We start from the raw sequence: 10,037 nt of genomic DNA, 5'->3' as shown, positions 1-10,037 counted from the left end.
CCCTCCTGACCTGCGCCCGGCGGCCGGTCGGGCTCAGGCGGCCGGGACCGGACGCCGGCTTGCCGCCACGTGCAGGGCCAGCAGGGCCAGGGCCAGGACGGCCAGCGCCGGCCCCAGCAGCGTCACCGAGGTGTTGCCGAGCAGCACACCCAGTCCGGCGGGGACCAGTGCCGCGCCCAGGCCGGCGGCGCCGATCTGCACCCCGATCACCCGGTCGGCGTGCGCGGCGCCGACCCGCTCGGCGGTGGTGAGGGTGAGCAGCGGGAACACCGGCGCGGCGGCGAAGCCGAGCAGGAACAGACCGGCCGCCGTGACCCAGGCCGGCGCGGGCAGCGCGATCAGCGCGGCACCGGCCGCCATGCCGAGCAGACTTCCCCGCAGCACCCGGCCGCTGCCGAGCCGCTCGGCTACCAGGCCCTGCACCACCCGGCCGAGAAAGAGGCTGCCCCAGTAGCCGGAGACACAGAGCCCAGCCGCGGGCGCGGCCAGCCCGCGACCCTCGGTGAGCAGGAGGAACGCCCAGAGACCGGCCGCCACCTCGATCGCCACGTACGTCGCGAAGGCCGCCGCGCCGAACCACACCACCGGCAGCCGCAGTGTCTGGCGTACCGGAACCGAGGCGACGCCGACCGTGCCCGACGGCTCCGTGACCGCCGGGACGGCGCTCACGCCGGCCGCCACCGCCACCGGCCCTGCGGCGGCCAGGTCGGCCGAGCCGGGACCGCGCGCGGGAACGGCCGGCACGGCGGCCTGGGGCGTGCCGTCGCGCCAGGCCCGCACGGTCAGCGCGAAGGCGGTGGCCAGGGCGAGCTGCGCGGCGGCGACCAGGGCGTATCCCACCCGCCAGGCCAGGCCGGCGCCGAGCACAGCGGTCATGACCAGCGGCCCGATCGCCACGCCGAGGCCGAAGAAGGCGTGCATCCAGTTCATGTGCCGGGGCCCGAAGGCACCGGCGGCGTACGCGTTGAGCCCGGAGTCGATCGCGCCGGAGCCGAACCCGAGCACCAGCGCGCAACCGATCGTCACGGCGAGCACGGGCGAGACGGCGTACCCGGTGAGCGCCAGGCTGGCCAGCAGGGTGCTGACCGCCAGCAGCCGGCCGACGCCGAGCCGGGCCAGGGTGAAGCCGGCGAGCACGCTGGAGGTGAGATATCCGGCGGTGCCGGCGGTGAGCAGCAGGCCCACCGCCTCGGTCGGTACGCCGAGGTCGGCCCGGATGGAGGGCCAACCGACGCCGATCAGCCCGTCGGGCAGGCCGAGGCTGACGAAGGCGAGATAGGCGAGCAGGAGCAGGGAGGCGCGGGGCGGGGCGGACACGGGGGTCCATCCTGCCGCACGCGGCATATACACCTACCGTCGGTCACGCCTCCCCCGAACCGGCACAACGGCAGGCCCAGACGGGCAGGAACACGGACAGCTCGTCCAGAATCGGCCGATCGGCTGACGGCAACCGGCGATCGCCGCGCCAGACTTTCGGGATGCAACAAGGCTCCGGCATCCTCACCCCACGTCAGCGTCGCCTGGCCTGGCTCGGTTTCCTGCTCGCCGCCATCCAGGCCCCCGTCTCGGCCAGGCTGGTCTCCGACGACTCCTGGCTGTTCAGCCTCTGCGTCGCCGTCATGGTCGCCACGGTCATCGTCGCCGACGACGCGGCCCGGCGGCGTCCGGCCGACGCGCCGGTCGACTAGCCGGCGGCGTCCACCACCCGCCCTCGCCACGGCGAGCGGAGCGCGGGGGCCGGGGGCGCCTAACCGTCGCGGCCCGGCCGCGCCTCGTGGCCGGGCCGCCCCCGGGTACGCCGGCGCTCCTTCATCTCCGCCTCGTACAGGTGGCGGAGTCCGCCGGCCAGCTCGTCGCGGGCCCGTCGATCCAGCTCTCGGAAGAGGGCGTAGTACCCGTCGTCGAAGTCCTCGACGATCTGGAACGTCCAGCGGCCGGCGATGACGTTGCGGCCGAGCAGCTCGGTGGCGATCTCCTCGGCCATGTCGTGGTGCCCGGCCGCCCGGAACCGGGCGACGGCCTCGTCGAGCATCAGGTCGGCGTGGCCGATGAGCTGGTGCAGGTCGTAGAGGTGGCCCCGGGCTCGCTCCACGGTCTCCAACGCCTCGCTGAGCTTGCCCAGCGCGGCCACCGTCTCGTCGGTGACCCCGACGGGCCGGCGGTGCGCCTGGTCCGGGCCGTCCGCGTGTCGTCCCATCCGTGCCTCCACCCTGCCGATCGCGCCGGTTCGCACCCGGTTCTCCCTCTGCCCGGCCTGGGCGGGCTCAATCCCCGCGGCGGAGGGTGACCGGCCGGGAAGAGGAACGGGATCGTCCGACCGGCCGAGGCCACGACGGCGACCGGTGGTTAACCTCGGTCCCCATGCGTGTGCCGTACCACCAGGTCGCCGTCCGGACCGCCGCGAGCCAGGCGCGCTCGACCCTCGCCCTACTCGCCGCCTCGGTCGGTGCCGGCGGTCTCGCCGCGGCCGCCGGCAGCCCCGGCCTGCTCGCGCTGGTCGACCAGCACGCCGCCGCGGTGCGCGACAGCCTCGACGGTGACCGCCGGCCGCTGACCCCGGCCGCGCTCGCCGGCTACGCCGAGGGGGTCCGGGCGGCGGCCCTGGAACACGGGCTGGTCCCGCCCGCCGGGCCGGTCGACTGGTCGGCCCCGGACTGGCTGCCCGTCCGCCTGCTGGCGGTCTGCGCGCTCGCCCGCACCCTCGACCCACGCCACCTCGAACCGGCCTGAGCGACGACGGGAGGGCGCCCGCGTCGCACGCGGACACCCTCCCGGCACGCCCGGACTCAACTGCCCGGACGTCGGAACTGCTGGGTCTCGTCGCCCATGGTGCCGCCCCGACCGCCCGACCGGGCCTCCTCGGGCTGCGGCATCGGCGCCACGCCACCCCGGTCGGCCATCTGCCGACCCATGTCGCCACGCCCGGCGTTCTGCGCCCGGCGGTGCTCCTGGACCGCCCGCGACTCCTCCGCCGCGCGGTGCAGCCAGCCCTCCCAGCGGCTCTGCATCGGCTTCACCAGACCACCGCCGACACCGATGATCAGGATGCCGGCCACCGTGGCCAGGACCGCGATCAGCACCGGCGTGGTGACGGTGGTGGCGATGCCCACCTGGTTCAGCGCGGCGATGACGCCGAGCGCCAGGATGAAGACCGCCGTCAGGTCGGCCAGGATCTTGCCGTACGACAGACCGCCGAGGGCCCCGGTGACCAGATCCCGGACCGCGTTGGCGATGGCGGCGGCGACGACCACGATGACGATCGCCACGAACGCACGTGGCAGCCAGGCCACCACGCCCCGGATCAGGTCGCTGATCGCGTTGGGCCCCCACACCCCGAAGGCGAACTGCAGGGTGAACAGCAGGACGGCGTAGTACGCGAGCTTCGCCAGGATGTCGCTGGCGTCGTACTTGGTGCGTTCGAGCGCGCGTTTGACCCCGCCGCGTTCGACCGCCCGGTCGAAGCCCACCCGTTCCAGTGCCGCGTCCACGATCTTGAGGACGGCTCGGGCGATGAGCCAGCCCACCACGAGGATCGCGATGAACGCGATCGCCCTCGGGATGAAGAGCAGCACCGACCTCCACATGTCGGCCAGGGCATTGCCGATGTCGACCTGCCTGACCGCGAGGGTTTCCGGCATGATGTCCCTCCTGTCGCATGGACTGCGCCGGGCGCATACCCGGTCGTCCGGAAGGCACGCCGGCCCGCGGTATCTGAATTTCCCGACATGTCCGCAGGAACCTGCACTGACCTGGCCTAACGTCTCGGGCAACGGACCGCCCGACACCCCAGGGCCATGATCGAGAACGCCCCCGGCACCGGCCCGTTAGGCTGCGTGACATGCCAGGCACGGTCGGGCGCGTCCCCACGTCACCCGCCGCCACCCCCGGACCGGCCCCGGTCTCGCAGGTGGCGGCGGCCGTGCTCGCCCACCCGTGGGCGCGCACCTCGCTGGGGCCGCCGCCACGGTGGGACCCGGCCGTACGCGCCCTGGTGGACGTGATCCTGTCCTCGCCGGTGCCGATGGCGCTCTACTACGGCGACCGGTTCGAGATGCTCTACAACCAGGGTTTCTCGGAGCTCATCGGCGACCGGCACCCCGACGCGATCGGCCGGCCGGCGCGAGAGGTCTTCGCCGACCTGTGGCACACCCCCGGCGTCGGCGACGTGATCGAGCGGGTCTACCGGCGCGGGGAGTCCTTCCTCCAGAAGGAGTCGGTGCTGCCGGTCGACCGGCGCCTGACCGCCACCGGCGATCACGCCGTCTTCACCCGGGGTCACTCGCCGGCCCGGGACAGCACCGGCCGGATCGTCGGCGTGCTGACGGTCGCCGCCCAGACCATCCAGCTCACCCACCAGTTGCAGAGCCTGAGCGACTTCGCGGCGGCCCTGTCCGGCACCCTCACCCTCGATGACGTGGCCCGGGTGACCCTGCGCTACATGCTGCACTCGTTCGACGCCGACCAGGTCGCCCTCGCGGTGGACGAGGGGCCGGCCTGGCGGTCGGTCCGCCGGATCCCGGGCGAGCTGCTCGACGAGGCCGACGAGCGGCTGCCGCCGCTGTGGCGGCCCATCGCCGCCGACTCCTCCGCCCCGGTCGTGGTGGCCGCCCGAAGCGGGGTGCCCTCCTTCACCAACGACGGCGAGCCGCTGCGCCACCACGCGGTGGACCGGCACGACCAGAAGATCCGCTCACTGGCCACACTGCCGTTGCGTTCGTCGGTGATCCGCGGTGGCCTCGGCGTCGGCTACCAGGCTCCGCACGGTTGGTCGGCGGCGGAGCGGGCGCTGCTGGCCGCCTCGGCCGAGCTGGTCGGCCAGGCGGCCGAACGGGCCCGCCGGTTCGAGACCCAGCACGGCACCGCCCAGTTGCTGCAACGCAGCATGCTGCCGGAGCAGCTGCCCGCGCTGCCCCGGCTCCGGATCGCCGCCCGGTACGACCCCGGCGTCGACGGCAACGCCGCCGGCGGGGACTTCTACGACGCGTTCCTGCTGCCCACCGGCGATCTCGGCGTGGTGCTCGGCGACGTCGCCGGCCACGACGTGCAGGCGGCGGCCCGGATGGGACAGGTACGCGCGGCGCTGCGCGCCCTGGCGTTGGCCGACCCGCACCCGGCCGCCGTTCTCGCCGGACTCGACCGGCTGGTGGCCAGCCTCGGTGCCGAGACCGGGAACCACGAACTCTTCGTCACCGTGGTCTTCGGCGTGGTGGACCCCGAGCGCGGGGAGATCACCCTGGCCAGTGCCGGCCATCCCCCGCCGCTGATCAGGCGCTACCGGCCGGACGGCTCCGCCGTCGCCGACTACCTGGAGCTTCCGGCCGGCGCCCCGCTCGGGCTGGGCTGCCGGCCGCGTACCGCCACCACACCGTTCCCGCCCGGGGACACCCTGCTGCTCTACAGCGACGGGGTGGTGGAACGGCGGCGGCACAGCCTCAGCGCCGGCCTCGACCGGCTGGCGGCGGCGGCGGCCGCAGCGGCCAGCGGCGATCCCCGGGCGCTGTGCGCGGTGGCCACCGCCGCGGTGGGCGGTGCCACGGAGGACGACGTGGCCGTGCTGGCGGTGGAGCACGCGCTGAAGCCGAGCCGCTCGGCGAGCATGGAGATGCCGGCGGAGCCGACCGCGCCGAGCCGGGTACGGCACTGGATGACCGCCCAGCTCACCGACTGGCAGGTGCCGGAGTCGGTGATCGGCGCGGCGGTGCTGTGCACCAGCGAGCTGACCACCAACGCGCTGCTGCACGCCGGCACCGCCGCCCGGGTGGTGATCGACCTGAGCGCCGAGCGCCTGCTGGTGTCGGTCGCCGACTCCGGTACCCGGGGAGCGGTGACCCGCGCGCAGACCGACACGTTGAGCAGTCGGGGTCGAGGGCTCGGTCTGATCGAGCAGCTCAGCGACGCCTGGGGCACCGACCCCACGGTCCGCGGCTCGACCGTCTGGTTCGAGATCCTCATCCCGTCGCGGTGAGGGGGCGTCGGGGTGACGCACCCCGGGTAGGAGGCCGGGCATGAGCGCACACCGACCCGCCGGGGTCCTCTTCGACGTCGACGGCACCCTCGTCGACACCACGTACCTGCACGCGGTGAGCTGGTGGGAGGCGCTGCGCCAGGCCGACCACCGGGTGCCGATGGCCACCATCCACCGGTCGATCGGCATGGGCTCGGACAAGCTTCTGGACCACCTGCTCGGCCCCGAACGGGACCGCGGCCAGGACGACAGGCTGCGCACCGCCCACGACGGGTTCTTCGGCGAGTACTGGGAACGGCTGGTCCCGCTGCCCGGCGCGGCGGACCTGCTGCGTGCCTGCGCCGCCCGGGGCCTGCGGGTGGTGCTGGCCACCTCCGCCGCCGCGCACGAGGTCGAGGCGCTGCGCGCCGCGCTCGACGCCGACGACGTGGTCGACACCGTCACCTGCGCGGCCGACGCCGCGCAGAGCAAGCCGGCCCCCGACATCCTGGTCGCCGCCCTGGAGCAGTCCGGTTTGGCCGCCGAGCGGGTCGTCTTCGTCGGCGACTCGGTGTGGGACGTCGCGGCGGCGGCCCGACTCGACATCCCCTGCGTGGGGCTGAGCTGCGGCGGCACCAGCCGAGGCGAGTTGGCCGGGGCGGGGGCGGTCGCGGTCTACGACGACCCGGCCGCGCTGCTGGCCGGTCTCGGCGATTCCCCGCTCACCACCGGGCGGCCGACGTCATCCAGGGACAAGACGGACACCCAGGCTTAGCCGGGCGCGTCACCGGGCACTGTGCCACCCCACCCGCGCCGGTCGCGGGCGGGACCGAGAGGTGGTGCCGTGGAACCGGTCGATGTCGCCTTCGCCCTGGTGGGGGTCGGGGCCCTGCTGGCCGGGATCCTGCCCCGGGCCCTGGAACGCCGCCCGCTGTCCATGCCCATCGCCTTCCTCGGCCTGGGCGTGCTGGTCTTCCTGCTGCCCACCGGGCTGCCCTCGCCGGATCCGCTGCGCTGGCCCGAGGTGACCACCCACCTGACCGAGATCGGGGTGATCGTCGCCCTGATGGGCGCCGGCCTGAAGATCGACCGGCCGCTGAGCTGGAAACGCTGGTCGTCGACCTGGCGGCTGCTGGCGATCGCGATGCCGATCTGCATCGCGGCCGTGACGCTGCTCGGCTGGTGGTGGGCCGGACTGGTGCCGGCGGCGGCGATGCTGCTCGGCGCGGCCCTGGCCCCGACCGACCCGGTGCTCGCCTCGGACGTGCAGGTCGGCGAGCCGACCGACGTGGAGGACTCCGAGGACGAGGTCCGCTTCGCGCTCACCTCGGAGGCGGGCCTGAACGACGGGCTCGCCTTCCCCTTCGTGTACGCGGCCGTCGCCGTCGCCACCGCCGGTCTCGCCCCGAGGCAGTGGTTCGTCGACTGGTTCACCGTCGACGTGCTCTACAAACTCGCCGTCGGCGTGGGCGGCGGGCTGTTCGTCGGGTGGCTGCTCGGCAAACTCTTCTTCCGCGCCCCGAGCACGTTGCGGCTGGCCCGCCACTCCGAGGGTTTCCTCGCGCTGGCCGCCACCTTCCTCGCGTACGGGCTGGTTGAGGTGGTCGGCGGCTACGGCTTCCTGGCCGTGTTCGTGGCCGCCAGGGCGATCCGGTCCGCCGAGCGGACCCACGAGTTCCACTCGGTGCTGCACGACTTCGCCGAGCAGATCGAGCGGCTGCTCACCGTCCTGTTGTTGCTGCTGTTCGGCGGGGCGGTGGTCGGTGGGCTGCTCGCCCCGCTGACGTGGCAGGCGGCGGGTGTCGGTCTGGCGCTGGTGTTCGTGATCCGGCCGCTGGTCGGCTGGTTGTCACTGCGCGGGGCACCCGGCCGGCCGGCGGAGCACTGGGTGATCGCGGTGTTCGGCATCCGCGGGGTCGGCTCGTTCTACTACCTGGCGTACGCGACCACGAAGGCGGACTTCCCGCAGAGGGAGCTGCTCTGGGCCACCGTCGGACTGGTGGTGGTCGTCTCGGTGGTGGTGCACGGGATCGCCGCCACCCCGGTCATGCGGCTGCTGGACCGCAGGGGCGAGCGGACCACGAGCGCGCCGGGGCGGAGCGAGGCCGTGCTGGGCGGCGTCCGGGGCTGACCGCGCGCGGTCACCCGCACCACGGGCGGTCGGCATGGAGGCCACAGATCCGGGGTAGGGGTACACCTGTTCGAAGAGAGGTGGAGACCATGACGGACCGCAACCGGCAGGCGCCGGACCCGCAGGGCGCGCTCAAGGACCCCGACGAGTGGGTCACCGGCGACGAGCCGCCGACCGCCGCCCAGGAGTCGTACCTGCACACCCTGGCCCGGGAGGCGGGCGAGGAGGTGCCGGACGGCCTGACCAAGGCCGAGGCGTCGCGCCGGATCGACGAGTTGCAGGCGGAGACCGGTCGCGGCCGGTGAGCCCGGCTAGCGCGGGGGCAGGCGGTGCAGCTCGACGGCGTCGAGTCGGCCCGCCGCCACCCGCGCGGTCAGGAAGGTGGCGTACGGCTGCGACCGCCGGTCGGTCGGCGAGCCCGGGTTGAGCAGGCGCAGCCCGTTGGGGGCGACGCTGTCCCAGGGGATGTGCGAGTGGCCGAAGACCAACAGGTCGGTGTCGGGGAAGCGGGCCGCGCAGCGCTCCTCGCGGCGGGCCTTCGACCCGGTCTCGTGCACCACCGCCAGGCGCAGACCGTCGAGGTCCGCCCGGGCCACCTCCGGTAGTCGGGCGCGCAGTTCGGGGCCGTCGTTGTTGCCGTACACGCCGATCAGCCGACGGGACCGGGCGGCCAGCGCGTCGAGCAGCGCCACCTCGACCCAGTCGCCGGCGTGCACCACGACGTCGGCCTCCTCCACCGCCGACCAGACCGGCGCGGGCAGGTCCCGTGCCCGTTTCGGCAGGTGGGTGTCGGCGATGATCAGCAGGCGCATGGGGTCACTCTTCCCGGGTCCGGTGCGATCAACACCGCACCGGGTCTTCACATCCCGGCGACATGCCCGTATTTTGTCCTGCATATGGGAGCGCTTCCACGCATCATTGTCGATACATGTGAGGGGTTGGTCATGAGGGACAGCAGGACTGGCGCAGCCGTCGGCGCGGCCGCGACCGCGTTCGCCGTCGCCGCCACGATGGGTGTGGCCGCCCTGCGGCCGACGCCGGCTTCGGCGGCCGACTCCGCCTTCTACGTCGATCCGCAGACCGCCGCGGCGGCCTGGGTCGCGGCGAACCCCCGGGATCCACGCGCCGCGGTCATCCGCGACCGGATCGCGGCCGTCCCGCAGGCCCGCTGGTTCACCCGCACCAACACCTCGACCGTGCGCGCCGAGGTGGACGCCCTGGTGGGGGCTGCCGCCGCAGTGGGCAAGATCCCGATCCTGGTGGTCTACAACATTCCCAACCGGGACTGTGCCGGCGCCAGCAGCGGAGGCGCCCCGAACCACGCCAGCTACCGCGCCTGGGTGGACCAGGTCGCCGCCGGTCTGAACGGCCGGCCGGCCACCATCGTGCTCGAACCTGACGTGCTGCCGCTGATGACCACCTGCCAGAACGCCAGCCAACAGGCCGAGACACGAGCCTCGATGGCGTACGCCGGCAAGAGGCTCAAGGCGGGCTCGGCGGCCGCGAAGGTCTACTTCGACGCCGGCCACTCGGCCTGGCTGTCGCCCGCCGAGATCGCCTCCCGGCTGGTCGGCGCGGACATCGCCAACAGCGCCGACGGCATCTCGGTCAACGTGTCGAACTACCGCTCCACCGCCGAGGCCGTCCCGTACGCCAAGCAGATCATCGCCGCCACCGGAGTGTCCCGGCTGCGGGCGGTCGTCGACACCAGCCGCAACGGCAACGGACCGGCCGGTTCGGAGTGGTGCGACCCGCCCGGTCGGGCGATCGGCACGCCGAGCACCACCAACACCGGCGACCCGATGGTCGACGCGCTGCTCTGGGTGAAGCTGCCCGGCGAGGCCGACGGCTGCATCGCCAGCGCCGGTCAGTTCGTCCCGCAGCGGGCGTACGACCTCGCCGTCGCCGCCGGCCCGCTCCCGACCACCACGCCGCCGACCCCCGCCCCGCCCACGCCGCTCG

The 10,037-nt window shown here is 74.1% G+C and carries 11 protein-coding genes; 7 read left to right on the top strand and 4 right to left on the bottom strand.

What is annotated here, in order from left to right:
* Positions 1-33 precede the first annotated feature (33 nt).
* On the bottom strand, positions 34-1,317 hold the full coding sequence (locus E1165_RS25780; protein ID WP_243704988.1) for a sugar MFS transporter: 1,284 nt from the start codon (positions 1,315-1,317) through the stop codon (positions 34-36).
* Between the two features lie 161 nt (positions 1,318-1,478).
* Here E1165_RS25780 and E1165_RS25775 point away from each other — a divergent pair, with 161 nt between their 5' ends.
* Positions 1,479-1,688, top strand: a complete 210-nt coding sequence (locus E1165_RS25775; RefSeq protein ID WP_132394322.1) for a hypothetical protein — start codon at positions 1,479-1,481, stop codon at positions 1,686-1,688.
* Positions 1,689-1,747: 59 nt separating this feature from the next.
* On the opposite strand, the gene E1165_RS25770 is transcribed toward E1165_RS25775, so the two are convergent.
* Entirely contained in the window at positions 1,748-2,197 is a 450-nt protein-coding gene (locus tag E1165_RS25770) for a hypothetical protein (RefSeq protein ID WP_132394321.1), read from the bottom strand.
* Positions 2,198-2,361: 164 nt separating this feature from the next.
* Between E1165_RS25770 and E1165_RS25765 the strand changes: the two genes are divergently transcribed.
* Positions 2,362-2,730 (top strand): DUF6401 family natural product biosynthesis protein, encoded by a 369-nt coding sequence (locus E1165_RS25765; protein ID WP_132394320.1) that lies wholly within the window; start codon positions 2,362-2,364, stop codon positions 2,728-2,730.
* Positions 2,731-2,786: 56 nt separating this feature from the next.
* Here E1165_RS25765 and E1165_RS25760 read toward each other — a convergent pair whose 3' ends face one another.
* The gene (locus E1165_RS25760; RefSeq protein ID WP_132394319.1) at positions 2,787-3,638 is read right to left on the bottom strand and encodes a hypothetical protein; all 852 of its coding nucleotides are present in this window, start codon (positions 3,636-3,638) and stop codon (positions 2,787-2,789) included.
* Positions 3,639-3,838: 200 nt separating this feature from the next.
* Here E1165_RS25760 and E1165_RS25755 point away from each other — a divergent pair, with 200 nt between their 5' ends.
* From E1165_RS25755 to E1165_RS25740, 4 genes are all read left to right on the top strand, one after another.
* The gene (locus E1165_RS25755) at positions 3,839-5,965 is read left to right on the top strand and encodes a SpoIIE family protein phosphatase (protein ID WP_132394318.1); all 2,127 of its coding nucleotides are present in this window, start codon (positions 3,839-3,841) and stop codon (positions 5,963-5,965) included.
* 40 nt (positions 5,966-6,005) lie between these two features.
* The gene (locus E1165_RS25750; RefSeq protein ID WP_132394317.1) at positions 6,006-6,719 is read left to right on the top strand and encodes an HAD family hydrolase; all 714 of its coding nucleotides are present in this window, start codon (positions 6,006-6,008) and stop codon (positions 6,717-6,719) included.
* Positions 6,720-6,788: 69 nt separating this feature from the next.
* The gene (locus tag E1165_RS25745) at positions 6,789-8,075 is read left to right on the top strand and encodes a sodium:proton antiporter (protein ID WP_132394316.1); all 1,287 of its coding nucleotides are present in this window, start codon (positions 6,789-6,791) and stop codon (positions 8,073-8,075) included.
* 89 nt (positions 8,076-8,164) lie between these two features.
* Complete coding sequence (locus E1165_RS25740; protein ID WP_132394315.1) at positions 8,165-8,380, top strand: DUF3072 domain-containing protein; 216 nt, start codon at positions 8,165-8,167, stop codon at positions 8,378-8,380.
* Positions 8,381-8,386: 6 nt separating this feature from the next.
* On the opposite strand, the gene E1165_RS25735 is transcribed toward E1165_RS25740, so the two are convergent.
* Positions 8,387-8,887 carry a metallophosphoesterase gene (locus tag E1165_RS25735; protein ID WP_132394314.1) on the bottom strand — a complete coding sequence of 167 codons (501 nt, stop codon included), beginning with the start codon at positions 8,885-8,887 and terminating at the stop codon, positions 8,387-8,389.
* A gap of 132 nt (positions 8,888-9,019) precedes the next feature.
* Here E1165_RS25735 and E1165_RS25730 point away from each other — a divergent pair.
* On the top strand, positions 9,020-10,037 hold a 1,018-nt coding region (locus tag E1165_RS25730), incomplete at its 3' end, for a glycoside hydrolase family 6 protein (protein ID WP_165945327.1).

It is taken from the genome of Micromonospora sp. KC723 (assembly GCF_004348595.1).
Lineage (GTDB): Bacteria > Actinomycetota > Actinomycetes > Mycobacteriales > Micromonosporaceae > Micromonospora.
The sequence above is the reverse complement of the archived record's forward strand: the minus strand, read 5'-3'. Positions and strand labels throughout refer to the sequence as shown.

Coding starts and splice junctions, on each gene's coding strand:
- E1165_RS25775 (WP_132394322.1), top strand. CDS start 1,479: ATGCAACAAGGCTCCGGCATCCTCACCCCACGTCAGCGTCGCCTGGCC.
- E1165_RS25770 (WP_132394321.1), bottom strand. CDS start 2,197: ATGGGACGACACGCGGACGGCCCGGACCAGGCGCACCGCCGGCCCGTC.
- E1165_RS25765 (WP_132394320.1), top strand. CDS start 2,362: ATGCGTGTGCCGTACCACCAGGTCGCCGTCCGGACCGCCGCGAGCCAG.
- E1165_RS25760 (WP_132394319.1), bottom strand. CDS start 3,638: ATGCCGGAAACCCTCGCGGTCAGGCAGGTCGACATCGGCAATGCCCTG.
- E1165_RS25755 (WP_132394318.1), top strand. CDS start 3,839: ATGCCAGGCACGGTCGGGCGCGTCCCCACGTCACCCGCCGCCACCCCC.
- E1165_RS25750 (WP_132394317.1), top strand. CDS start 6,006: ATGAGCGCACACCGACCCGCCGGGGTCCTCTTCGACGTCGACGGCACC.
- E1165_RS25740 (WP_132394315.1), top strand. CDS start 8,165: ATGACGGACCGCAACCGGCAGGCGCCGGACCCGCAGGGCGCGCTCAAG.
- E1165_RS25735 (WP_132394314.1), bottom strand. CDS start 8,887: ATGCGCCTGCTGATCATCGCCGACACCCACCTGCCGAAACGGGCACGG.